Genomic DNA, 24,213 nt, shown 5'->3' on the forward strand with positions numbered 1-24,213 from the left:
ATGCCAAGGGCAGACTCATGAGTCACTCGCACGTCGATTCGGCGAACCGACAGCGGCTGCGGTGGCCATCAGTGTGGCAATAACATTTCACATCCATTGGCTCGCTGGCGAAACCATCCACCGAAAATGGCGCAAGGCACTCTCCACACTGCGTTCATGTCGAAGTCAAGCTCGACGATGTCGTTCTGACGATACATTTCCTGGCGGCCGAAAAGTAGCAGGCTACCCGAGCGGTCGGCGGTGAACGGGGACATCTTTCGCGTTCGGAGGCGGAAAGGGGAGAGAAATGCGTAGAATCGCGATCCGGGCAGCATTCCGAACATCCTCGACGGTCAGTAGGTTGGTCGGCACGCGCTCGACGATTTCCTGCATTGCGAAGTACGTTATTTGTGACCTGACCGACGCAGGCGGCTTACCGCGATGAGACCTGACACGGTTCTCCACTTCCGCGTCGACGACATACCGCCGTCTATCGCGGTGCACACGCGCCACGACGGCTTTCATCAGTCCGTCAAACTGCCGCTGGCGCTCCACCTGCCGCACCTCGGCCTTTGTGCTCCGTACAGCCGCGGCGACGTCGCGGCTGGTCAGAAGGTCGACCCGGCACATCCGCTCGGCGACTACCTCGACGGCTCGGGTGTAGACGATGTTCTCCACCGACACCGACGGCAGACCCATACGCGCCCGCGACGACACGTAGGCCTCGGCGAATTCGAGCATGCGGGCGCTGTTCTTGAGCATGTGCTCGGTGAGTGATTCGGCTAACACGGTGAACTGCCGCAGATGCTCGGGCCGCGATGGGTCGTTGAAATAGGCGTCTGCTTCGCGCTTGTTGGTGCGTCGCTCGGCCGCGGTCGTGGCGTGTAGAAGTTTCGGCGGGAGCCCGGCCCGGCTCAGGCTCCGCTTGCGGCGTCTCGCTGCGGCGTTGGCCTCCAGCTCGGACTGGTAGATCTCGGGGTCGCTGCGCCGGTTGCGCTGCAACTCGGCCCGTCGCTCCTTGTTGCGCTCGGCCCACTGCCGGGTGATCTGCTTCGTACGCTCCGGGTCCGCATCCCGCTTGGCCGCAGCCCGGGCATTCACCTCGTCGCGATGGGCCTCGTAGTAGCGGTTGTAATACTCGCGCACCTTCTCGCGATTCTCCTCCACCCACCGCTGCTGAGACTCACGCCGGCGCTTCGGATGCTCCACCCGCCAGCGCTCCGCCCGCTCCCTCCCCCGCGCCCGAACCTCCGCCTCGCGATGCCGGCGAGCCGCGGCCCGACGCATCGAGTCCCGATTCAGCTCACGGGCCCGATCCAGGTGCTCCGACCGCCAGAGACGATTCATCTCGCGGATCCGATCGCGGTTCGCCGCCACATACTGGCGCCGCTTCTCCGCCGCGTCATCAAGAGACGGATGCTCCGCCAGCGGCTTCCGCGGCCCGGCACCTTCCTCAGATGGGTCGTTCATGATCGGCGTTACTCGGCAGGCGGCGGAGCCAGCTCGATGGCCAGAGCAAGGAGTCCAGAGCGATGTGCCGTCGGATTCGTGATCACACGCCCGACCGCAACCCGGAGCCGTTCGGCGTCCTCGTCCGCGATCCCGGCATCGGGCTCCAGGCAATACGCAATGTCGTTCTGCAGGTTCAGGCCGTCATCATCGACGGCGACCTCCGGATAGTAGAACAGCGCAGCGAGCGCGGTGCGGCTGAGCAGGTCGTCGAACTGCTCCTGCGGTATTGCCATAGTGAAGCCTCCTGTACGCGGTCGTGGGTGAGCCAATCATGCCGTTAACGAGAGGTACGCCGGCCCAGACCTGCCGTTAGCCGTGCCTCGAAACGAGTATGGGCTCGTCGAAGTGCTCGACGTCGTCGGCGAGCAGCGTCCCCGTCATGCGACGATGTGCCACGGCTTCACGAACGCGTACCGCAAGCAACTTCAACAGGCTGATCGGCCCGATCAGAAGAAGCTTCAGGGCATTCCAGAGACACAACAGCACGAGCAGGTTCAGCCAACCAGGCCCGCCGGCATCGATCTGAGCTCGGAAATAAACAGCTATAAGCGCATACGGAACGGCGAGCAGCATCGCCGGTACACCCCACTTCAGCCCCCGCCGCGTTTTGATCGCGTCAATCACGATGGCGGTCGGCATGAACCGGAGCAGGAAGTGTTAACGCCGACCGAAAATAGGGCCAGTATCGCCGATTGAAAACAGGGCCACCAGCCACTATGGAGGGTGATTAATATGGATGATTGGGCGAAGATACGCCAGCTGTTTTCAACGGGCCAGCACTCGAAACGCGAGATCGGCCGACTGGTCGGCGTGTCGCGGGGAACGGTCGATCGGGCGTTGGAGTCGGACCGGCTACCGAAGTATCAGCGGGCCGCGACAGGGTCGAGTTTTGACGCGTATGCGGCTCAGGTTCGGGTGCTGTTGGCCGTGACGCCGCGGATGCCGGCATCGACATTGGCGGAGCGGGTCGGCTGGCTGGGATCGGCATCAGTGTTCCGCGACAAGGTCGCCGCGATCCGGCCAGAGTACGTCCCGCCGGACCCGGCCGATCGGCTGGCGCACGAGCCCGGCCGGCAGGTGCAGTGCGACCTCTGGTTCCCGCATGAGCCGTTGCCGCTGGGCCATGGCCAAGAGGGCATGCCGCCGGTGCTGGTGATGACCTCGACGTTCTCCGGCTTCTTCCAAGCGATCATGTTGCCGTCACGGACCACGTCGGATCTGCTCGGCGGCATGTGGTCGCTGCTGCAGGCAGCGGGCGCGGTGCCTCCCCGGCTGACCTGGGATAACGAGACCGGCATTGGCAAGGGAAAACTCACCGAACGCACCGCCGCGTTCGCTGGGACCCTCGGCACGGAGATCAAGCTCCTCAAGGCCCGCGACCCGGAGTCCAAAGGCATGGTCGAGCGCCGCAACCGGTTCTTCCGATCGTCGTTCATGCCGGGTCGGCACTTCGCGTCGCCGCAGGACTTCAACGAGCAGATCACCGACTGGCTGCCGCTGGCGAACGCACGGCATTCCCGGTCACGACGGGCACGCCCAATGGATCTGATCGAGCAGGACCGCGCGGCGATGCGCCCGCTGTCGCCGGTGCCGCCGGACGTGCTCTTTCGCAACACGGTGCGCCTGCCGCGGGATTACTACGTCCGGGTGCTCTCCAACGACTACTCCGTCGCGCCGGCGATGATCGGCCGCCTCGTCGATGTGACCGCGAGCCTCGACACCGTCAACGTCACCCACAACGGGGTGAACGTCACGTCACACGAACGGGAGTGGGCCCGCGCGCTGACGGTGACCGACCCAGAGCATGTCGCGCAGGCCGACGTCCTGCGGCGCCAGTTCCAGTCGCTGCGGCACCGCCGACCGCAACCGGTGGTCGCGTTCGTCGAGACGGCGAGCTTGGCGGCCTACGACCGATTGTTCGGCGTGGATACCGGCCCGGATCTGCGCGACCTGGACGTGGTCGCATGAGCGGCGCCGCGGCCTCGCAGATTGAGTACTACGCCCGGGCTTTGCGCGCCCCGAGGATCGGCGACGCGTTCCGACGCCTCGGCGACCAGGCCCGCGATGCGGGCTGGTCGCACGAGGAATACCTCGCCGCGGTCCTCTCCCGCGAAGTGTCCGAACGGGAAGCGTCGGGCGCGGCCCTGCGAATCAAAGCGGCCCGGTTCCCCGGCTACAAGACCCTCGAGGACTTCAACTTCGACCACCAGCCCACCGCCGACCGGAACCTGCTCGCGCACCTCGGCACGAGCACATTCGTCACCGAAGCGAAAAACGTGGTGCTTCTCGGACCGCCCGGCACCGGCAAAACCCACCTCGCCGTCGCTCTCGGCGTCCAGGCCGCCAAGCACGGCCACCGCGTCCTCTTCGACACCGCCACCGGCTGGGTCGCCCGACTGCAGGAAGCACACTCCCGTGGCAAGCTCGCCGCAGAGCTAACGAGGCTGCGCCGATACAGCGTTTTGATCTGCGATGAAGTCGGCTACATCCCGTTTGACCAAGACGCCGCGAACCTGTTCTTCCAGCTCGTCGCGAGCCGTTATGAACATGCCTCTCTGATCCTCACGAGCAATCTGGCCTTCGGCCGCTGGGGCGAGGTCTTCGGCGACCAGACCGTCGCCTCCGCGATGATCGACCGAATCGTGCACCACGCCGACGTTCTCAGCCTCAAAGGCGCCAGCTATCGGCTCAAAAGCCACCAGCCCGCCGCTGATACGGCATAGTAGAAAACACAGATAGTGGTCCTGTTTTCAAACGGCACAATTGGCCCTGTTTTGGGTCGGCGTTAACAGGAAGAAGTAGCTGCGGGCGGTGGTGGCCAGAAGGAATTCGAACATGGCACGGCCTTTCAGATGTTCGGCAACAGGAACCTGAAAGGACTAAAAGTCATGCCATCGCAACGAGCGACAGCGCGCAATAGCGTTGCCTAGAAACACTGTAGAACTGGACGCCCCTTGGCGGAAGTACCCCCACACCGCGGGGCTTCGCGCTTGTGCTCCCCCCTCAGCGGGCCCAGTGCCTCTCAGGGCATCAAATACTCCGCCTGCCGGAGGTCCTATCGACGAGACCCCTACGCCTCAGTCTTGAACCAGATGTCGCCATCGACTCCGTCCCCCGGTTCCTGAGTACCGAAAAAAATCCGCGGCAGCGCGGCAATATCGCCAATAAGGGAAGTCAGATTAGCGGTCGCTTTCTGCATATCGACCTTCAATGCGTCGACCTCCCCATCCCCACATCGACGCCAAGATTGACTGCACGATATGACTCAACCTGCCTCGCCTGCACGGCTGAAAGCCGTCTGACCAGCTCAGGAAGTTTGCGCGTCGGGAACGTCGCATTGACACGGGCGCGGCAACTAAACGTTTTGACGCTTCCCTCCGACACCGACGAGGGGCTCATTGCGAGGTATGAGAGCGCCGGTTTTGAACGAACCAGGCAGTGACGTCCGAAAACGGACCAGACTTTCCCCCTTGTCCTCATTTGCCGGCCGCGCGACCAGTACCCGGCTCCGTTCGGAGCACTCGTGAGCTGATTACCCCCTCAAGGAAGTCAAGGCGCGGGATGAAGAACGCTGCGTTGAGATCCTAGGCAAGATCAGTCAACGTCCCAGGTCGATACCGTCTCTCGACAGAAATCTGCTCCCTACAAGGCTGACTTGCCAGCCCGGCTGATGGCATCCTGGGTGTTGACAAGCAATATGGGTCGAGCATCACGAGGTAGTGCTTCACCATGTTGGGCAGGCTTTCTTCGCGCGGACCGGCGAGGTCCGAGGTGAGGCCCAGCGACTCGACAACGGCGCTGCGTAGAACTAGCAAATTCCCAAGCCTTGGAGCTACGGAATAGTGCAACCGCAACTAGGGCATACCTTCCATCCTGGACTCAACGAACTATTGCATTGCGAGCAGTCAGCACTCGTCGTCGTGCCGCATTGTGGGCATGCGATCCAATCTTCGTGTAGGTCTAGATGGCAACGCCTGCATCGCTTAACCGGCAACGAAACTTCCGACGATTGCCTGTCGTACCACTCAACAATATTCAACATGATGTTGAAGACATTTTGCGCCTCGTCGACGTTGAGCGTCTCGATCTGGTGCGTTGCTACATTCCGTATCGAACGCACAGAGTCCGCCCAGCTAAGGATATCTGGCGGAGCAGCCTTACGTAGGCGCAAGGACTCGATCGCTGCGCCGGCCGATTTTGGTTCCTCACCCGAAATGTTCTTGAGCAATTCGCGAAAAATCTGCTCATTCATCCGGCCGAGTTTTTGAATAACGAGTTCTGGGTCGCGAGCGAGAAGCTCATGGCAAAGCCGGAGGTCCTCCTGAACATCGGCACTTAGACGGGCGATTCTATCGGCGATTCGCCGTTTCCCCACTTGAACTTGAAGCCCCTGCGATGAAAACAGGCCGTCATAATCAGCCACGTGAAAGGTTGCGCACATCAGCGAATTCGAATACCCGAGCTGAAGAGTTTCGGACCCGGATTTTGGGGGCCGCGATGAGCTGGGCAAGAGTTGCGAGATGGGTGCACGAGAAAAGTGTGTCGCCTGGAGCATTTGGTGGATATCCGCTACGGCTATTAAAGACTGCTCAACTTCCGGGGGAAGGCGTGTTGCCGAAAGTAGGTCTGCCGTGGGCCACAGGTACCCCTCGCCAATTACTCTCTCGTAAGACCGCGCGTCGACCTCACTTCCGAAGACCATTCTGAGTCGCGCTGAGTATGCCGATGGTTTTGCAACGAGGCGGCCCGCCGCTTCAAGATTCGCTTGCGACATGGCCGCGATCTCCGTGTGCTTCTCGTCCAGCGCCCGTTGAGTGCATGCCACGTAGCTGTAAAGCTTGAAATCTAGATCTTGATCGGTGAAGACGACTGTTCCTCCAGCTGCCACAGCGCGACTGACGAACGGCTCCCACAAGCTGACATAGTCCAGCATGCCTGATCTGAGAGCGCCGATGCACTCTTCAGGTGAAAGATTGATCATCATGGGACGTTCCCCCTCGGGAAGCGTCATACCGAACTTGTGAGACAAAACCTGACCGTCAGACCCCAGAACTGTACCCAGTTTTGGGTTCGGGTTGATTGGTCTATGGGTGCGCACGACGGCTAGAGAATTCTGATGCGAGTTGGCTACGCCAACTATTTTCATGGGCAGTCCGTAGAGATACCCTAAGGCCAGCGGAGAGGACCCCATGTACGCCACGTCCAACGCACCCGTGAAGAAGTTCAACATTGAATGCGTACCAGAGTCACTGTACTGGGGGGACATTTTCAAGCGAGTTACCTTGTTTCTCTAATTCGATTAGGACAGGGCTGAGGCAAGAGGCTGAATCGCCACTGCCATCAGAAACCAAGCGATGACCGTTATGAACCGCTTCTCAGATACGCGTGTATGCAGCCAAATTCCGAAAACCATGCCCAGGACGATTGCAGGCAGGGCTATTGCTCCGAGCTCTAGCGATTGCATTTCAATCGTGCCCATGAACGCGTAGGTGGCAATTCTCACAATTCCCTCGACTAGGAACACCGCCACGAGAAGGCGGCGCATCTCGGCCTTTTCGAACCGCGCGGTGCCTGCGACCATAAACGGACCACTCACCCCCACGAGGCCGCCCGACAGTCCCGCCAGGAAGCAACTGAGTTGCAATGGCATTTGTCGCCCTGAAACCGTGAAACCCGGTTTGCCCGTTCGAAGAAGCTGGATCGCCAACCCAAGCACGGATAGTCCTACCAAAATGAGCAAGATTTGTCGTGGAATGTACGCCACTAACACGGAGCCAATCACAGTCCCGATTACCAGACTGGCGAGCATTCGGCGCAGCATTTTGAGTTGAGCCATACTGAGGCCCAGATAAGCGATAAAGCATGCGCCGACTACAGCATCGACCAACGCTGAGGTGCCAAGCGCTGTAGCCGGTGAATATAGGACCGAAAGCACAGGGACCACCACGAGCGCTGGCCCGAATCCCGAGAATCCCTTTATTGTGTACGCGATGAGTGCGGCCGTGCACCAGACGAGGAGCGTCATTCCTCACTCACAAATAGTGCGCGAAACATGTCTCGCAAACCAGGCATAGAAACCAGTGCCAATCCCGACGAGCCCAGGGCGCCGAGGAACGCAGTGCCCAGCTGCCACAGTCCGCCGTCAAATGAACTCCAAATCGTGAGGGCAACACCAAGGGGTAGGCCGACCACGGTCAACACTCCCAGCGCGGCGTTTGTTCTGGCTGCAGAAAATTGGGCAAGTGCTGCGGCTTTCAGGGTAGCTGCCCGAGCGAGTTCGACACTGTTGAAATGAAGTTCGCTGAGCGCCTCGTTAAGGTCATGTTGGTCCTGATAGGCGTACATGATGTCGTTTGCTGTCTGCGACCCTGAAATTGAGCGCGTGACATAGGCCGCGCGGAAGATAACGATGTCGTGCTCGAGCGATTGAACTTTGTGAAGCGGGAGAACAGGAACGAGTGCCGCCTCTGACAACCGACTCGAGAGAATGCCCAGCAATCGAGACTGCAGACGACCGAGTGCGAGGGTATCCGTGTATATCGTTCGCGCATAGAACATCATGGTTGGCGAGAAATTTGACGTCTCCTTAGCCAAGAAAGCAGCCCCGTCGCGCCTTATCAGCCCGATCCAATCCGTCGAAGAGCGCAGAAGGTCGGACTGCGCGGAATCCAACTCCTGCTCGCTGGCCTCGCGCGTGGTGGATGGTGTCAGCGTCGCCAATTCCAGCGCCATTCTTGCATCAGGCCCGTCACCAGCTACCTCGCCGAAGTAGACGCTATACATCCGGTCATCAGGAGAAAGACTGATCGCCGTGGCTGGTGAAATCTGTGGGAGTTTGTCGAGATGGCGGCTGCCGATGAAATTCTCGAACTGCTGCACCAATGCCGCTCTTCCTGCGCGGGTGCGAATCGAGTGATGGAGCCCGTTGAGGACGGCCAGGCTTCCCTCACTAGAGAGAGTGATGTGCAGGATAAGTTCCGCCGCGCAACGTTCTCCGCGAGCAGCCGGCTGTCCCACAAATGCCTCAAGGACTTCCATCCCGACTACTGTGGCGCCATCGATGCCTGTCGGGAATTGGCAAGCGCGGTGCCAGCGCCCGCCCAGACCAGAGGAATCTCTGCCTCCGTAGAGAGCACGTCCAGCCGACTCCTGGAAAAACGTTCGCCGTGTCGGAGCATCGGCAGTGATCAGTTCACCACGTACCGTCGCGGTCAGGCAAAGAGGACCCTGTGCCCAATGCTCAGAAGAAAGGAGCTCGGGATTTACGGCGCAATCGAGAATGAGCACCAGTCCACTCGTCATTCTTTACGCCCCCAAAGCACTCTCTTTCAAACGCTACCGCCCTGCTGGTCGGGGGCCATCCATATTGCACCCCACGTTCGAGGCACTTTATGAGCGACGATCCGTCGCCACTCATCAGGAAAGAGCCAACCTCAAAGCAGGTCTTGACTGGCATATGGGCACTGCGCGTCTCGAATAAGACAGCGAGGGTCAAGACCTGGACTCCTATGGCTCACTCTCGCCCAAGAGACGAAGAGGCTGTGTCAACATGTTTCCACGGATACTCGGACGTCGCCCATTTTCCGAACGCGCATCCTATATAGACCGACCGACGCCTAGAAGCGAATATCTGCAGGCAAACGGAGGCTTTCACTGGGTATCCGGGTATGAGCGTCGAAGGCGTGACGGTATTCCGCCAGGCGCTGGACCGCCCTGAGGGCAACAAAGGCACGGTCGGCGTCGAGCCTCTGTGCCGTTGTCTCCGGAGCAGCTCCGAGCGGCTTCGAGCGGCTTCGCACCAGTGATGTCGTACAGGTCTCGGTAGGCCGCGACCATGCATCCGCTTTGGTGCCACGCGGCGGCGGCCGACCCGGGTGGCTCCGGCCCGAGAGCTCGAGCCCACGGCTCCCCCGCGCGCAACGCCTGGTCGAGCACGGCGGCCGCTCGCGACTCGATCAGGTCGGCGCGCTCGGACAACGCCTGGTGCATGGCAGCATCCATCGGCCCGATCGCACGAGGGATCAGCCCAGCGACGAGCCGCGGCGTACGGCGAGTGCGACCTGCGCCGGTATCCCTCGACACGACCGCAGCAACCCTGGCCCGCAGCACCGCCGCGATGTCCTGCGCATCCTCAAACCCGCGCGCCGCCACCACCCGCGGCAGCAGGCTCGCAACGTCGACATAGTGGGCCTCGGCCCGCCGCAGCTCCGCGGTCAACGGCCCGAAGGCATCCGAATTGATCACTTCCAAAGCCTGCGAAGGCGAGAGGCCGCTCGCTCGCACCACCGAAACCCACCGGTCGTGCTGCGCGGCCGCCGCCAGGGCCTCGTACTCCGCCGCGAGTTGCGCCACCGAACCCCAGGCATCCTGCTCGGCCGCCAGAGTCTCGTGCGCGGACAGCTCGGCGCCGACGTGCTGCAAAATGCGACAGAGGATGCTGCGCGCCGTCACGTCCACAGCATCACCCGGCCGCGGCCCCACGTGGGCGACATTGGGCCGGTCGACGGCGACGTAGGCGGTGTTCGCCTCGCGACCGCGCGTCATAGCGACGTACAGGTTCTCGCGCGGCATGCTCGGCGCGACGACGACGTGCGCGGTGTCGGTCGTGACTCCCTGCGCCCGGTGCGAGGTGACCGCGTAGCCCCGCTCGACGTGCTGAGCGACGTACTCGGTGGAAGCATCACGGTGCTCTCCCACCGGCGTCCTACCGCCGCAACTCGACCGAACGACCCCAGACAATCCGCCTTACGGATGTCGAGGCCGCCCTCGTCAGACGGACAGCGGGTTCAGCCAGTGACCAGTGGTGGCTATTCGCCAGCCGGCAGCGCAGCGACGACGTCGATCTCGACAAGAATGTTGGCGAGTTGGGAGCCGACCGTAGTGCGCACGGGGAACGGCGCGGTGAAGAACTCTTTGTAGGCCTCGTTGAACTCGCCGAAGTCCTCGTTGAGGTTCTGCAGGTGTGCGGTGACCTTGACGGAGTCATCAAGGGTGAGTCCGCGTTCGGCTAGCACAGCTGAGATATTGCGCAGCACCTGACGTGTCTGCTCGCCCACTGTCTCGGCTTTCTCACCGGTCTCGGGGTGCTGCGGGCCGAAACCGGCGCTGTAGAAGAACCCGTTGGCTACGACACCCTGGCTGTAGGGGCCGGCCGGCTGGGGAGCATTGGCGGTTCTGATGGCTATTTTCGTCATGTGGTTCCTTTCGTGGTGGGTGAACGCCACTGCTGCGGCGCCACACCCGTGATCATCCGAGCTCTCGAGAAATGAGCGAGGCAGTCTGTTGCATCAAGGGAAGGTGCGCCTTGAGTTGATGGAGGTTCTGAACCATGCGTATGGCGGTGACCGACAGCGCGCCGACGACACCCATCGAGGAATGGATCGGCACGGCCACGCAATTTACGAAGTCCTCGAATTCACGGTCATCGGCGGCCCAGCGTTGTTTCTTGATGATCTCAAGCTCCCGGTCGAGGGAATCCCGGGACGTGATGGTGTGGTCAGTGAATTTCTCCCAGGTCGACCCGGCCAGCACCGCATTACGACCGCCCTCGTCGAGGTCGGCCAGAATGGCCTTGCCGACGCCGCTGCAGTAGGGCAGAACCGCTTTGCCGATGCGTGAGTACATGCGCACACCGTTGGGGTCTTCGACCTTGTCAACGTAGACGATGCTGCTCTCCATCAGTGCGGCTAGGTGCACGGTATTGCCGACCATCTTGTGCAGCCGACGGATGTGATCGTGGGCTGCCTCACGCAGGTCCAAGTTGTCGAATGCCAGCTTGGAGAGCGAGATGAGGTGCAAGCCGAGGGTGTATTGGCCGGATTTACGTCGATGCACGTACCCGACCTCTTCCAGCGACTGCAGCTCGCGGAACATGGTGGATCGGTGCAGCTCGAACATTTCAGATAGCTCCACCACCGTCTTCGGCCCCTCCGCAATAGAGTCGATGATGAGCGCAGCGCGACGAACACTCTTCGACATGTGACCACTTTCCCGTTTTAGTACCGAACTGGATGATGCAAATACTGCAACACTGTGACGTTATCGCCCAATTGGAACGCGTCGTAATCCCCGACCGGGCAGGACCTCGGTGAGGTGGCCGTCACGCAGCACCCGCTCCCCCGCGACGAAGACATCGTCGATGCCAGTGGCGAGCGCGCGAGGGTGCTCGTAGGTGGCGCGATCAGCGACCGCAGCGGGATCGACAACGATCAGGTCGGCGATCTGACCGGGTGCCAACCTCCCGCGTTGACCCAACTGGAAGATCTCGGCCGGCCGAGTCGCCAGGTGGGCCACCGCGACAGCCCAGGTGTAGAAATTGTGTTCGCGCACGAACTCACGAAGGTATCGGGCGAATGTTCCGTGCGCTCGCGGATGCGGGTGTGCCCCGACAAAGATGCCGTCAGACCCGCCGACGTGCTGTTCATGGGAGAGGATGCGCCCCAGTTCCTCCACTGGGCGGGCATAGCGCACCGCCATGATCGCATTGACCTCGAGCTGCGAGGCCAGCAGCACGTCGAGGGCGAAGTCGATCACGTCGACTCCGGCCCGCACGGCTCCCTCGGCAATAGTCAGGCCGTGGGCCCAGGCATACTCGGGCGCGCGAATGTGGCCCAGGGTGATCATGGTGGGCCATTCCCGCCCGAGACTCGGTTTCTGATCGACGAGAGGAAACCAGTCCCGACGCAACGCAGCGCGCGTCTTGGGGCTGGCCAGTTCAACGAGAATTTCGTCCACCGGGCGGATGGCCAGCTCCGGCGGCAGTAGCGGCATGGCTAGCAGCGTGCATCCGCGCGTATAGGGGTAGGCATCAAACGTGGTTTCAATGCCATCGTTGAGCAGCCCCGCCAGGATTGGGAGGAGAGTGTCGGCTGCGGCGTGGAAATGGGAGATATGGGTTCGCACTCCGGAGTGCCGGTTGATCGTGGCGATCTCGCTGACGCCGGCGGCCGAGTTGGCTTCATAGCCGCCGCGCATGTGAGTGACGTAGACCGCGCCTGCTGCCGCGACAGGCTCACACAGTGCGGTCAGCTCGGCCGTATCCGAGTAGAGCCCGGGCACGTAATCGAGACCGCTCGACAAGCCAACGGCGCCATCGCGCAACCCCGCAGTAATGAGGTAGCGCATGCGGCCCATCTCCTGGGCGGTGGCCGTGGCCGTGCTTCGGCCCATCACTTCATGGCGCACAGTTCCCGCCGGCACGAGGTAGGCAACGTTGATTCGAGTCGTGTGATCGTAGGTGGTCAGAAGATGTGACACACGTGAACCGCGATAAGTCGGGTGGGGGCCATTGATGGCCGCAAAATACTCCGCTGCATAGCGCCCGTTTCCGGGCGCATAGGAGACCCCGTCCTGGCCGCCGATGAGGGTGGTCACGCCTTGGCGCAGCAGCGCGAGCTGCACGTCGGGATCAAACACCTTGCCGTCGCCATGCGAATGCGCGTCCACGAATCCGGGCATCAGTAGCCGCCCAGTGCAATCCACGTCGACGTCCCCGCTTTCGGCCGGAACATCACCGATGGCTTCGATGCGGTCACCGCGAATAGCCAGATCGGCCAGGTAGGGCTCCCCTTCGCTGCCGTCGACGATCATGCCGTTACGCAAGACCTGGCGTGCCGAACCGGACATGTCAGGGCTCCAGCCGGGTGCCGGATTCGGGGTGAAATAGGTGCACCGCATCGCTGGCAAACGCGATTCGGCACGCACTGTTGGTCGTGAATTGCTCTTCACCGGCGATGCGCGCGTAGTGCAAACCACGGCTGGCCCCGACACCCACGTCAACCGTGGCACCGACCGGCCCGGTCTTGACACCAACGATGGTCTCGGCGCCGAGGTGTTCGACCACGAGAGTGTGCGCCTCGATCGAGAGCAGATCACCGGCAGGCGCGTCGGAGTCGAGCCCGATTTTCTCCGCCCGCACGCCGAGAGATACCGTCTCCAGACCGAGAGCAGAAACGGATGCCGCCCAGCCGGCAGAATTTCGCACCGGCGCGTCGCCGACATAGAGCAGACCCTCGCGCAAGGTAGCGGTAAAGATGTTCATGGGAGGCGACCCGATAAAACGGGCCACGAATTCGTTGGCCGGTGCACTATAGATCTCGGCGGGCGTACCGTACTGCTGCACGACGCCCTCGTTCATCACGATGATGCGCGTGCCCATCGTCATCGCTTCGACCTGGTCATGGGTGACGTACACGAACGTTTTCTGCACACGCTCGTGCAGGGCAGAAATTTCGGCCCGCATCTGCATGCGCAGTTTGGCATCGAGGTTGGACAACGGTTCGTCGAAGAGGTAGATCGCCGGCTCACGAATGATGGACCGGGCCACGGCCACTCGCTGACGCTGGCCGCCGGAGAGCGCTTTCGGTCGCCGTTCGAGGTAGTCGGTGAGCTCGAGCATCTCGGCGGTGCGCTCGATCTTCGCCTTTATATCGGGGCGTTTCAGTAAGCGCGATCTGATCACCGAGCCCACGAATGGAAAGTGGTGCCACCAGCGAAAGTTGTCCATGATGAGCGGGAACGCGATGTTGGCCCGCACGGTCATGTGGGGGTACAAAGCATAGGACTGAAACACGAACGCGATATTGCGCTGCTTGGGAGTGAGCGCGTTGACCAGGTCGTCGCCGAATTTCAGGGTGCCGGAGCTGATGTCGGTGAGACCGGCGATCATGCGCAGCATGGTGGATTTGCCGCAGCCGGACGGACCGAGCAAAACGAGAAATTCCTTGTCTTCGACGGTGGCGCTGAAGTCGCTGATGACGGTGTTGGCGCCATAAGACTTGGACAGGGCGTCAAATGTGAGCGATGCCATCGGGGTCAGCCTTTCACAGAGCCAGCGGTGAGGCCGGCGACAATCTTGCGTTGCATTAGAAGGAAGAAAATGGCCGCGGGAATCGTGAAAACAATCGCCCCGCTGAAGACCATGTCGAGCGGCGTGGTGAATTCCCCGATGAAGGAGGCCAAACCCGTGGAGGCGACCCAATTCGACGTGTCATGGATAAACGTTGTCGCGAAGAGGTATTCGTTCCAGCCGTCGAAGAAGGTAATGACGGCCGCGGCCGCGAGGGAGGGCGCAATGAGAGGGATGAACATGACCTGCAGAATCGTGAGCGGATTACAGCCGTCGACCCGCGCGGATTCCTCGATCTCGTAGGGCACGGTGTCCATGGCCGATTTAAGCAGGAACACGGCGACGGGCATAGCGAAGGCCGTGTTCACGAGCACGAGCCCATAGAGCTCGTTGAGCAGTCCAAGGGTCATGAACATGGAATAAAGGGGAACGATGAGCAGGGCTTCGGGCAGCATTTGTGTGGCGAAGAAGCCGAAGGTCATCAGACCCTTGCCGACGAATTTGTAGCGGGACAGCGCATAGGCGGCCAGGCACGCCAGCAACAAGCTCAGCAATGTCGTTCCGGCAGCCACGAGCGAGGAATTGCCTAACCAGCGCAGGAACGGGGAGTCGCTCACAAGCACCTGGAAGATATTCAGGGTGCGACTGAAATCGGGGATGAGTCGTTGGTTGTTGGAGTAGAGATCTCCGGTCGGCGTCATCGCCGTGTTGATCATCCAGAACACGGGAAACCCCGCGAGGATCACGAGCAAAAGGGCCAGCACTGAACGTACCCCGATCGTGAGATTGCGCCTGCCGATCATGATTCAGCCCCGTTCGCTTTGGTCGCGCGCTGTTCGACGAAAAAGTAGACGACGGTGACGATGAAGGAAAGGAGCAGCCCCAGCACTCCGGCGGCTGCAGCCAGTCCGAGGTTTCCGTTGTTGAATGCCTGCCGGTAGACGTTGATCACGATAGTCGTCGTTGCGTCGACCGGACCGCCACCGGTGAGCAGCCAGATAATTTCGAAGCGGCGAAAGGACCAGATCGTCATGAGCAGGGCCACGACGCGCATCGTGGGGGCGATCTGCGGCAGGACGATCTGTTTGAACGTGGTGAAGGCATCCGCCCCGTCAACGCGCGTGGCCTCGTACAGTTCTTCGGGAACGGACTGCAGCGCAGCGAGCACGATGAGCATGACGAAGGGTGCGAGTTTCCAGACCGTCGCGATCACGACCGCGAGCATGCCGTAATTCGGGTCGATGAGCCAGCCGACCTGACCGAGTCCCAGCGCCTGAGTAGCGTCGCCCGCGATGCCGTTGGTGTCGTTGTAGATCCACCGAAAGACGAGTGCGAGGGCAACCGTCGGCACCGCCCAGGGCAGCACCATAATGGTGCGGGCAATCGCCCGACCGGGCAGGAATCCATTGATCACGAGCGCTGACGCGGTACCGAGAACGAGACACCCCACCACGGTGGCAGCGGTGTAAACGAGCGTCGTGTAAACGGACTTCATGAACGCGCCGCTTGCGATGAGCGAGGTGTAATTGTCGAACCCGACGTAGGTTCCGGCCGAGGGGTTGAGCAGCTTGCTATTCGTGAAGCTGAGGTTTACCCCGGTCAGCAGCGGGTACGCCGTGAAGAAGAGCAAGTAGAGCACGGCGAGGCCGATGAAGATGTACGGGGCCAAGCGTGCGCGTTTCTTCACACGTGCGGGCCGCGTCTGCGGAATTACGGAGACCATGCGACTCCTCGAAAGTCGGGCGGGAATCGACCCTGCACGGGTGCGATGGCGAACGGCAACCATCGCACCCGTTCAGGCTGTACTACTGCGTGAGTGCTTCGGACTGTTTCTGCGCTTCCGCGAGGGCGTCCTCGGCGGACACGCCCTCGGTGAGCACGCGTTCAATCTGCGTGAGCACGATCGTGCGGATGGCTGAGGTGTCTGCCTCGAAACCGGCGATGATCACGCTGCTGGCGTTGTTGACCTGTTCGTGGAACGCGCCGACCCATGGGTTGGCGCTGAGCAGCTCGTCGGACGCGTCAACTTCGGTGGCAATCGCCGACGGGAAGAGCGTATCGGCGAGGCTCTGCTGGGCGTCGTCGGAAAGCATCCACTTGATGAAGTCCTTGGCCGCTTCCTTGTTCTCGGAGTTAGCGTTGATGCCGATGGCGAAGCCCGCGTAGGCGGAGCCACCCTCGGGGAAGGGCAGGACGGCAGAACCGATCTTGTCGGCCGGAACGGCATCGCCTACGAGGGTCATGACGGCGGAGGAGTTGTCGATGGACATTCCCAGTTCACCGGCCGCGAAAGCCGAACGGTAGGTGGAGGCGTCCTGGCCCTTTCCGAAGCCTGGGGAGTCATAGACCGACTTGAAGGCTTCGACCGCTTCGACGTTTTCGGCGGAGTCTATGGTGAGGTTCTCGCCGTCGGACCACTCACCGCCGTAACCGAACTCCCAGTTGGACTGGTCGGTCCACCACGGGGTTTCTTCGTTCATCTGGTGACGCACCGAGAACCCGGTCTTGCCGGTGGTCTCAGTGATCGTGGCCGCAGCGGTGATCAGCTCGTCGACGGTGGTCGGCGGCTCGACACCGGCTGCGGTGAGGATGTCGGTGTTCCAGAACAAAGAATAGGGAACGACTTCCCAGACCAGCCCGAGCTGGCTGCCGTCGACGGCGTAGTTGTCATTGATGCTGCGCAACCCGGTGGGATCAGCTGCGCTGACGACGTCGTCGAGCGGTTCGAGCAGGCCAGCATCCGCAAGCTGGGGGAAGTAAGCATCGGGAATCACGAACACGTCGGGACCAGCCCCGGCACCGAATTGCGTACTGAGGGTCTTTTCGTAGTCGGCCCGAGCGATCTCGACCTTTTCGAGCGTGACATCGGGGTTGTCGGCCGTGAAACCGTTGATGGTGTCAAACAGGGCGTCACCGCGGGTGGGCTCCAGAAATTGCCAGGTGGCCACAGATAACGTACTGGCGGCAGTTGTTTCGGCGGCTTCGTCGCCACCGCCTGCGCAGCCCGAGAGTGCAAGTGCGACGACCGCGACTGCGGCGATCGGGACTGTCTTAAGAACCTTCACGTTTCCTCCTTGTGCATATACTGCAACGCGTGTTGCAGCTGGTGTGAACTCAGTATCGTGCAGCCCTGGGTCGGGCGGAAGTGCGGCATATTGCGGGTTTGTAACATTTGCACGACTATGTGCGTATATTGCACATTTGGTTAGAAATAGGTTCGGACCAGACCAACGACGAGGTCGGACTGCGCGCTCTGTACGACCGGGATGTACTGCCATTTATCGAAGGCGGTGCAGGGGTGCGACAGCCCGAGGGCTACCACCGCGCCGATGGCGAGCTCCTGCTCCGGCGCGAGCCGCAGAAAGCTGTGCTGGTCGTTCATTGCGCTGACGGACGCCCCGGCGAGCTTCGTCGACCCGGCTGAGCCCAGGTCTGGCGAACAAGCGAACGGCACGGGCAGCCCCTCGTCGTAGGGAAAATCGCGCTTGCCGGCATCGAGGAGCGCGAGGCCCGGCTCGGGTCGGGACACCACGCGCGCGAGCCCACGCATAGCCGGTCGGAGCGCCTGCGCCGGATCGGGGTCGTCGAGACGGGACGGGTCGAGCGGCGAGATTCCTCGATAGAAGCCGTCATCGTGTGTGAGGTAGGCACCAGAGCGCAGCACGTACCGGGTTCGGGGAAGCGGGTTGTTCACGGCGTTGAAGACCTCGTCGACGATGTCGAAGTAGGCACTGCCGCCGGCGGTGAGAATGACCTCCTGGTCGTCATAGTCATCGGCCAGGCTCGTGTGCAGCGCAAGCATTTTTTCGAGGTATCCGCGCACGGCTGCGAGTCCTTGCTCGCTGCGATCGTGCGCGAGGCAGCCCTCGTAGCCCGCGACACCCGCCAGACGGAGCACCGCTGATTGACGGATGCGTTTGGCCACGACACTCGCGTCGGCCGCGGTTCGCGCTCCCGTGCGGCCGCCGGCGGCGCCGAGTTCCACGCAGACATTGATCGGCCGAGCGAGCTCGACGCCGGTGAGTGCCCGCTCCATGAGCTCGACGGTCTCGACAGAGTCGACCCAGCAGCTGAAGGAGAAGGCCGGGTCGGCGAGTTCGGCAGCGACGAAACGCAGGCCGCGGGCATCCGTCAGCGCGTTGGCCAGCATGATCGAACCGAAGCCAAAGTCGCGGGCTATACGCACCTGCCCTGCCGTGGCAAGGGTGATGCCGTGAGCCCCGGCCTCGAGTTGGCGCTGCCAAAGAGTCGGCGCCATGGTGGTCTTGCCGTGCGGCATGAGCGAGAAGCCGTGCCGCGTGCACCAGTCAGCCATGACGGCCAGATTGTGAGCGAGGGCGTCATCGCTGAGCACGAGGAGCGGGGTCCAGAACTCGGATAGCCGTGGCGTGGTAGCCAAGAATTGCTCGACGCTCATTCCAGCAGCGCGTGCCGGGAGCCCCTTGTCGCGCGGCGACAGTACCGTGCCATCCACTTCCTTATCTGCACTCACAACGACACCGTTCCGATCCAGATTGTTGCATGCCTTGCACATGCGGTTGCATTTTCTGTTATCGATTATCTAATCAGACGCGGCGCACGCGCGCCAGCATGTTGCAGCATTTGCAACGATGTTGCAATATACGCGCACATAGTTGACTATGGAGCCATGAGCCAGACCTCACCCCCCGACGTGATCACCATTGGCGAAACCATGGTGCTCGTGACGCCGCTTGAGGCCGAGCCACTCGAAACGGCCAGCTCGTTTCGGCTCGATGCTGGTGGGGCAGAGTCGAATGTGGCCTCCCACCTGAGCGCTTTGGGCACCCCGGCAGCCTGGGTTAGCCAGCTCGGCGACGACGCACTAGGTCGCCGGATTGAACGGCTGTTGCGTGAACGTTACGTGGACACTCGGTGGGTGCGACGGGTTGATTCAGCGCCCACGGGTGCGTACTTCAAAGACCCCGGCAATGGCGTGCAATATTTTCGCGCCGGGTCTGCGGCGTCAGGCATGAACGCCGGCACAATCTCTTCGGTTCCCCTGGAAAGCGCTCGGCTCGTGCACCTTTCGGGGATCACAGAAGCACTGTCGGCGAGTTGTGCCGCAATGGTCGAGGTCGTAATTTCTCGGGTCGCCGCAGCGCCAGCGCTTTTGAGCTTCGACGTGAACTATCGCAGCGCCCTGTGGACCGTCGCCCAGGCAGCGCCCGCGCTCGCGCACTCAGCCGGCGGAGCCGACATCGTTTTTGTGGGGCTCGATGAAGCGCGAACCCTCTGGGACACCCGCACACCTGACCAGGTGCGCGCGATGTTTGCCTGGGTACCGTACCTGATCGTCAAGGACGGCGACGTCGGCGCGACCGAGTACTCCTCCGCGGGCACCGTGTTTGTTCCGGCCACGCCGACCGACGTCGTTGAGGTGGTTGGTGCTGGTGATGCGTTCGCCGCCGGGTACCTGAACGCATTGCTGCACGGCCATGACAGCACTGCGCGTCTGCAGGCCGGGCACGAACGGGCCGTGCTGGTCTTGCAATCCACCAGCGATTTTCTGCACATCCACTCCTGAGAGGCACCCATGATCGCCCTATCGAACGAATCACTCAGCCCCCTGCTCGACGGCCAGCGCCTGATGGCCATCCTGCGTGGCTTCGGCGTTGAACGCAGCGTGGAGCTGGCGGAGCAAGCCTGGTCTCTCGGCATCGACTGTGTCGAGCTGCCGATTCAGTCCAACCGCGACATCGACGCACTCTGCGCCGTGGTGGCAGCCGGAGCAGCTCTCGGCAAATCGGTCGGGGCCGGCACGGTCGTCACCCTCGAGCATGTGCGCCAGGCCCGGGATGCAGGGGCCGCATTCACGGTGAGTCCCGGCTACGACCCCGTGGTCGTGCGTGCCTCTTTCGATGCCGGACTGCCACCGCTACCGGGCGTCGCCACGGCCTCTGAGGTGCAGGCGGCGCTCGCGTCAGGCCTGACCTGGCTCAAGGCCTTTCCGGCCAGCGTTCTGGGACCGACCTGGTTCACGACCATGGCCGGCCCTTTTCCTCAAGCCAAATTCGTGGCTACGGGCGGCATGGACGCCTCAAATGCTGAGATGTTTCTGGCTAGTGGTGTGCGCACCGTGGCCGTGGGATCGGCATTGGGCGATCCCGATCAGCTGAAGCTGCTCGCAGCCATCGCCCATGCTTGACTACCTGACGGCAAAGCTCGCCTACGAGGTAGACGTGCTCGATGCGGCAGCCGGGCTGGACTCGGGCGAATTCATTCTGGTGGACACGCGCAAGCAGGCATCCTGGGATCACGGGCATGCGCTGGGCGCCATTCGTCTTCTTGATAACATTCCGGCCGGGCGCACCGTGGTCGTCTACGGCTGGGGCCCGGGGTGTAACGGTGCAACCCGAGCGGCCGCTGCGCTCATCGCGCGCGGTTACTCAGTGCGTGAAATGATCGGTGGTTTCGAGTATTGGTACCGTTCCGGGCTCGATGTCGAAACCGCCGCCGGCACCGTACACCCACCGGTGCACCCGTTGGTCGGGGCGAGCGGCGCGGCGCTGTAAGTCGTGTGTATCCCAACGCTTTGGGCAACGTGGTGGCCACGCGGAGGGCAGCGCGATGGGTCGCTCTTGGAGTGCCTGGAACACGACGCCTTCGGATGAGGTCGCCATCGAAAAGGCCGTTTTAGCAATGCGTTGGCAGGGCTCGCTGGTCATCAATGCACGTGAGTAGCGATTGGGGCCAAACGACCGGAGAGCAGGGTTTGATCCGATTGGCTGGGGAGAACCTGCCCCACACCCGTTGAATTATCGCGTCAGGCCCGCAGCGATGATCCGTCTGGGTGCGTCGTAGGAATGTTCTTCCACGAGCCGCTGGGCTGCCCTGAGGGCCGCATACGCGCGAGCTGCATCGAGTTTCTGCGCGACGGATTCCGGCACCGCACCAAGCGGCTTTGCTCCTACGATGCCGTAGCGGTCTCGGTAGGCCGCGACGGCGCATCCGTTTTGGCGCCACGCAGCGGATGCCGCCCCGCGCGGCGCGGCGCCGAGGGCTCGAGTCCACGGCTCCCCCGCAAGCAACGCCAGGTCAAGCACGGCACTCGCTCGCGACGCGATCAGGTCGGCGCGCTCGACCAGGGCCTGGTGCATGGCAGCATCCATCGGCCCAAGCGCGCGGGGGATAAGCCCGGCGACGAGCCGCGGCGACCGACGAGTGCGGCCGGCTCCATTGTCTCGGGAGACCACCGACACGACTCTGGCTTGCAAGACCGCCGCGATGTCCTGAGCATCCTCGAACCCACGGGCCGCGACCACCCGCGGCAGCAGACTCGCCACGTCGACATAGTGGACCTCCGCCCGCCGTAGCTCCGCGGTCAGCGGCCCGAAGGCATCCGATTCGATGACCGCGTCCGCCTGGCCGGGCAAGAGACCGCTCGCGCGCACCACCGAGACCCAACGGCCGTGCTGCGCGGCCGCCGCGATGGTCTCGTACTCCGCCGCGAGCTGCGCCACCGAACCCCAGGCATCCTGCTCGGCCGCCAGAGTCTCGTGCGCGGACAGCTCGGCGCCGACGTGCTGCAAAATGCCACAGAGGATGCTGCGCGCCGTCACGTCCGTCGCGTCACCCGGCCGTGGCCCCACATGGGCGACATCGGGCCGGTCGACGGCGACATAGGCAGTGTTCGCCTCGCGACCCCGCGTCATCGCCACGTACAGGTTCTCGCGCGGCATGCTCGGCGCGACCACGACGTGCGCGGTATCGGTGGTGATCCCCTGCGCCCGGTGCGAGGTGACCGCGTAGCCCAGCTCGACATGTTGAGCGACGTACGAAGCGGGAAGCAGCACGGTACTCCCCCACCGCCGACCCTGCCGCCGCACCTCAACCGAACCGGTCCGGTGCACGCCGATCACGTTCCACCGGTCGCCGTTGCGCACCCAGCCTCGCGACGCATACAGCCGGCGGTCGTTGCGGCGGGTGATGACAGTGTCACCGACGGCGGCGCGGGTTCCGTCGTGCAGGGTGACTTCGTGCAGCGCGTCGACCCGGCCCTCCAGAATCAGCTCGGTGCGGGCGCGCATGTTCAGCGCCGCGACGGCCTCGTTCGAGTCGCTGATCAGCACGGTCGACTTGCCCGAGTGGATGTCCGCCCGCCACGCCTCGTAGGCGGCATCCGCCAGGCGAGCACCTCTCGACGCATGTATCTCACGAGGCGGCCCATGCGTCGATACGGCGGCCCGGTGCGAGTCTGCCGCCCCTCCTCGAGCGTGCGGGGGGAGACCTGCAACAGGTCGGCAACCTGCTGCCCGGTCATGATTTCTGCGTCATCGTCACTCATGACAATGAGGTGCGACACGGCATTCCGACCTCGTACGAAGTGACACGTAGGTGGCCGGGCTGATCGCCGTCGCTGTCGCGAAAAGGGCGTTTGGGAGTCGTTTTTGGCACCCAAAGTGGCACTTTGGGGCGTGAACGTTGTGTCTGGAAACAAGAAATGCCCCTGGTTTCCGCGGAAACTCAGGGGCTAGTGCTGGGGTACCTGGACTCGAACCAAGAACAAATGATAGGCGTCGGGGTGGTGGTGCGCACCTGCATATGGGGCAGACTTCCGCGGAATTCCGCGGTTCTCATGGGGTTTAGTGTACGCGCTGTACGGCGAGATACGGCCTGAATCTGGTCAGATTTTGGGTTTATGGTTAGTTTCTGGTCACGGGATAGGGGCGCGGACGCGGCGCACTTCCCGTCGGAGGACCGTCGTAAGGTGTCCGCTAGCACCGCACGATTTCGCCGATCAATGCGTCGGAGTCGGCCAATCCCAAATGGCATGCACGGTCGCCCGACGCGGGGGCAGTCCCACCTGCTAATTTTTCCGCCGCTTGCCATCGGCACGGCTGTCGATCGGTTGACCAGCTTTCGAGGCACCTTCGCTACGCATCTCAGCGATATTGGCGTGGCCTTGGTCGAGAGTTGGCCTCTAGAGCGTGAACTCTGAGCGACCAGGGGCATCGCACTCACCGACGCGGCCCGAGACATCCGGTCGGCTGTGCAATACGCCGACGAGAGTCGTAAGGGTAACCCCCGCGCTCGGTTCAACCGCAGAAATCTTGTTGTTGACTATGAGGACCTCGCGGCTCTGGAGAACGTCACCTTTCACGTGCGCAACCTGACAGAGGTTTTTGCGGGCATGATCTGGGGTAAACCGATTCCCCTTGAGCTGCCGCCCGAACTGCGGCCGGTTCTGAGCGATGCCCTGCACGCGGTCGCGGAAACCTTGCGCGCCACGGACGGCGACCCGCACGATAGCGCACCGTTTGATGCTGCCGTAGCGGCAGTCGAGGCGATTCTGCACGGCATGCAAGAGTTGGGTGCCGGGGCGACATCGCTCAGCCCCACGGCTGCGATCGTCATCGATCTGAAGCGCATTCTGGTCGCGCTTCGCCCGGGGACCGAGAGAGATTCTAAAGGGTCTCCCTCGACCGTCGTTTAGCCTGTCCCATCGCTTGTTGACGCTGTTGGGGTTCCGCGCACAGATAGCTTCTCGTTCCTGCAAGTTTTTCCTTACCCGGGTTGACCTTGGATTAGCCTTCGGTACTGTGAATGGGGGTACAGAAACTCTTTCATCCGTTGAATTCGCATTAGGAGGTCATCATGCCCAAAGCCATCGAGACTGTCGATGTCAACGTTCCCGTTACCGTCGCGTACAACCAGTGGACAAAATTCGAGGAGTTTCCAAAGTTTCTGAGTTTTGTTGAATCCATCACGCAAGTAACCGACACTCTCACAGAGTGGTGAGCTGCCGCGGGCATTTCGGACAGCGGAATTAGTGGATTCTTCTACGCTGCCAATGCTGGCTGCTGATAACCATAGTGGACTTCATTAGGCCTGCGGTAACCGAGCGCGGAGTGCCG

At 62.3% G+C, this 24,213-nt stretch carries 22 protein-coding genes and 1 pseudogene; 7 read left to right on the forward strand and 16 right to left on the reverse strand.

Going from position 1 to position 24,213, the window contains the following annotated elements; translation table 11 throughout:
- Positions 1 to 222 precede the first annotated feature (222 nt).
- The 3 genes from E3T46_RS00720 to E3T46_RS00730 all read right to left on the reverse strand — a co-directional run bounded on the left by E3T46_RS00720 (position 223) and on the right by E3T46_RS00730 (position 2,130).
- A complete protein-coding gene (locus tag E3T46_RS00720) occupies positions 223 to 1,449 on the reverse strand; it encodes a hypothetical protein (protein WP_134577071.1) in 1,227 nt (408 codons plus the stop codon).
- Between the two features lie 8 nt (positions 1,450 to 1,457).
- Entirely contained in the window at positions 1,458 to 1,724 is a 267-nt protein-coding gene (locus tag E3T46_RS00725; RefSeq protein WP_134577072.1) for a hypothetical protein, read from the reverse strand.
- 76 nt (positions 1,725 to 1,800) lie between these two features.
- Positions 1,801 to 2,130, reverse strand: coding sequence for a sulfate permease (locus E3T46_RS00730; protein WP_241980389.1), 330 nt, complete (start codon positions 2,128 to 2,130; stop codon positions 1,801 to 1,803).
- Between the two features lie 93 nt (positions 2,131 to 2,223).
- Here E3T46_RS00730 and istA point away from each other — a divergent pair, with 93 nt between their 5' ends.
- Entirely contained in the window at positions 2,224 to 3,459 is a 1,236-nt protein-coding gene (istA, locus tag E3T46_RS00735) for an IS21 family transposase (RefSeq protein ID WP_134577073.1), read from the forward strand.
- Entirely contained in the window at positions 3,456 to 4,214 is a 759-nt protein-coding gene (gene istB, locus E3T46_RS00740) for an IS21-like element helper ATPase IstB (RefSeq protein WP_134577074.1), read from the forward strand. Before istA ends, istB begins: the two co-directional genes overlap by 4 nt.
- Before the next feature lie 1,109 nt (positions 4,215 to 5,323).
- Here istB and E3T46_RS00745 read toward each other — a convergent pair.
- The 12 genes from E3T46_RS00745 to E3T46_RS00800 form a co-directional block, all read right to left on the reverse strand.
- Positions 5,324 to 6,475: a zinc ribbon domain-containing protein gene (locus tag E3T46_RS00745; protein WP_166790136.1), complete on the reverse strand. Its 1,152-nt coding sequence runs from the start codon at positions 6,473 to 6,475 to the stop codon at positions 5,324 to 5,326.
- Between the two features lie 315 nt (positions 6,476 to 6,790).
- Positions 6,791 to 7,516, reverse strand: a complete 726-nt coding sequence (locus E3T46_RS00750; RefSeq protein WP_134577076.1) for a sulfite exporter TauE/SafE family protein — start codon at positions 7,514 to 7,516, stop codon at positions 6,791 to 6,793.
- Positions 7,513 to 8,778 carry a hypothetical protein gene (locus tag E3T46_RS00755; RefSeq protein ID WP_134577077.1) on the reverse strand — a complete coding sequence of 422 codons (1,266 nt, stop codon included), beginning with the start codon at positions 8,776 to 8,778 and terminating at the stop codon, positions 7,513 to 7,515. The genes E3T46_RS00750 and E3T46_RS00755 overlap by 4 nt, the downstream gene beginning before the upstream one ends.
- Before the next feature lie 363 nt (positions 8,779 to 9,141).
- Positions 9,142 to 10,188 (reverse strand): helicase C-terminal domain-containing protein, encoded by a 1,047-nt coding sequence (locus tag E3T46_RS00760; protein ID WP_134577078.1) that lies wholly within the window; start codon positions 10,186 to 10,188, stop codon positions 9,142 to 9,144.
- 110 nt (positions 10,189 to 10,298) lie between these two features.
- Positions 10,299 to 10,685 (reverse strand): Rid family hydrolase, encoded by a 387-nt coding sequence (locus E3T46_RS00765; RefSeq protein WP_134577079.1) that lies wholly within the window; start codon positions 10,683 to 10,685, stop codon positions 10,299 to 10,301.
- Positions 10,686 to 10,737: 52 nt separating this feature from the next.
- A complete protein-coding gene (locus tag E3T46_RS00770; RefSeq protein ID WP_134577080.1) occupies positions 10,738 to 11,469 on the reverse strand; it encodes an IclR family transcriptional regulator in 732 nt (243 codons plus the stop codon).
- 60 nt (positions 11,470 to 11,529) lie between these two features.
- Entirely contained in the window at positions 11,530 to 13,116 is a 1,587-nt protein-coding gene (locus E3T46_RS00775; protein WP_166790137.1) for an amidohydrolase family protein, read from the reverse strand.
- 1 nt (position 13,117) lies between these two features.
- The gene (locus tag E3T46_RS00780; protein ID WP_134577081.1) at positions 13,118 to 14,299 is read right to left on the reverse strand and encodes an ABC transporter ATP-binding protein; all 1,182 of its coding nucleotides are present in this window, start codon (positions 14,297 to 14,299) and stop codon (positions 13,118 to 13,120) included.
- Positions 14,300 to 14,304: 5 nt separating this feature from the next.
- Complete coding sequence (locus E3T46_RS00785; protein ID WP_134577082.1) at positions 14,305 to 15,141, reverse strand: carbohydrate ABC transporter permease; 837 nt, start codon at positions 15,139 to 15,141, stop codon at positions 14,305 to 14,307.
- Entirely contained in the window at positions 15,138 to 16,061 is a 924-nt protein-coding gene (locus E3T46_RS00790; RefSeq protein WP_166790138.1) for a sugar ABC transporter permease, read from the reverse strand. Before E3T46_RS00790 ends, E3T46_RS00785 begins: the two co-directional genes overlap by 4 nt.
- Positions 16,062 to 16,143: 82 nt before the next feature.
- On the reverse strand, positions 16,144 to 17,403 hold the full coding sequence (locus E3T46_RS00795; RefSeq protein WP_166790139.1) for a sugar ABC transporter substrate-binding protein: 1,260 nt from the start codon (positions 17,401 to 17,403) through the stop codon (positions 16,144 to 16,146).
- 140 nt (positions 17,404 to 17,543) lie between these two features.
- Positions 17,544 to 18,830 (reverse strand): alanine racemase, encoded by a 1,287-nt coding sequence (locus E3T46_RS00800; RefSeq protein ID WP_241980390.1) that lies wholly within the window; start codon positions 18,828 to 18,830, stop codon positions 17,544 to 17,546.
- A 156-nt stretch (positions 18,831 to 18,986) separates the two neighbouring features.
- Here E3T46_RS00800 and E3T46_RS00805 point away from each other — a divergent pair, with 156 nt between their 5' ends.
- Genes E3T46_RS00805 through E3T46_RS00815 form a run of 3 tightly spaced genes read left to right on the forward strand, consistent with a single transcriptional unit; the run spans position 18,987 to position 20,871 of the window.
- Positions 18,987 to 19,883 carry a sugar kinase gene (locus E3T46_RS00805; protein ID WP_134577086.1) on the forward strand — a complete coding sequence of 299 codons (897 nt, stop codon included), beginning with the start codon at positions 18,987 to 18,989 and terminating at the stop codon, positions 19,881 to 19,883.
- A 9-nt stretch (positions 19,884 to 19,892) separates the two neighbouring features.
- Positions 19,893 to 20,504, forward strand: a complete 612-nt coding sequence (locus E3T46_RS00810) for a bifunctional 4-hydroxy-2-oxoglutarate aldolase/2-dehydro-3-deoxy-phosphogluconate aldolase (RefSeq protein WP_134577087.1) — start codon at positions 19,893 to 19,895, stop codon at positions 20,502 to 20,504.
- Positions 20,497 to 20,871, forward strand: coding sequence for a rhodanese-like domain-containing protein (locus E3T46_RS00815; RefSeq protein ID WP_134577088.1), 375 nt, complete (start codon positions 20,497 to 20,499; stop codon positions 20,869 to 20,871). Before E3T46_RS00810 ends, E3T46_RS00815 begins: the two co-directional genes overlap by 8 nt.
- Before the next feature lie 243 nt (positions 20,872 to 21,114).
- Here the strand turns inward: E3T46_RS00815 and E3T46_RS00820 are convergent, their stop codons facing one another.
- Positions 21,115 to 22,428, reverse strand: a complete 1,314-nt coding sequence (locus E3T46_RS00820; RefSeq protein ID WP_134577089.1) for a TrwC relaxase — start codon at positions 22,426 to 22,428, stop codon at positions 21,115 to 21,117.
- 920 nt (positions 22,429 to 23,348) lie between these two features.
- Here E3T46_RS00820 and E3T46_RS00830 point away from each other — a divergent pair.
- Both E3T46_RS00830 and E3T46_RS00835 read left to right on the forward strand, forming a co-directional pair.
- Positions 23,349 to 23,792: a hypothetical protein gene (locus tag E3T46_RS00830; protein ID WP_134577090.1), complete on the forward strand. Its 444-nt coding sequence runs from the start codon at positions 23,349 to 23,351 to the stop codon at positions 23,790 to 23,792.
- Between the two features lie 161 nt (positions 23,793 to 23,953).
- A pseudogene (locus E3T46_RS00835) lies at positions 23,954 to 24,094 on the forward strand (SRPBCC family protein); the annotation flags it as partial.
- Positions 24,095 to 24,213 lie beyond the last annotated feature (119 nt).

It is taken from the genome of Cryobacterium sp. Hh11 (assembly GCF_004404045.1).
GTDB lineage: Bacteria > Actinomycetota > Actinomycetes > Actinomycetales > Microbacteriaceae > Cryobacterium > Cryobacterium levicorallinum.